Consider the following 419-nt stretch of genomic DNA (forward strand, 5'->3'; position numbering starts at 1 on the left):
GCGTCTGTATCTGCAAGTCAATCAGCTTCAGCATCTGTATCTGCAAGTCAATCAGCTTCAGCATCAGTATCTGCAAGCCAATCAGCTTCAGCATCAGTAAGCTCAAGTCAATCAGCTTCAGCATCAGTATCAGCAAGCCAATCCGCTTCAGCATCAGTATCAGCAAGCCAATCCGCTTCAGCATCTGTAAGTGCAAGCCAATCAGCTAGCGCATCAGTAAGCTCAAGTCAATCAGCTTCAGCGTCTGTATCAGCAAGCCAATCAGCTTCAGCATCAGTATCTGCAAGCCAATCAGCTTCAGCATCAGTATCAGCAAGCCAATCAGCTTCAGCATCAGTATCTGCAAGTCAATCAGCTTCAGCATCAGTATCTGCAAGTCAATCAGCTTCAGCATCAGTATCTGCAAGCCAAAGCGCTTC

1 protein-coding gene is annotated in these 419 nt (G+C 46.8%); it reads left to right on the top strand.

The features are described from left to right. The coding region (locus tag HT680_RS05570) for a hypothetical protein (protein WP_188110750.1) at nucleotides 1-419 on the top strand (419 nt) is incomplete at both ends.

This window comes from Streptococcus sp. 5905, from assembly GCF_013276505.1.
Classification (GTDB): Bacteria; Bacillota; Bacilli; order Lactobacillales; family Streptococcaceae; genus Streptococcus.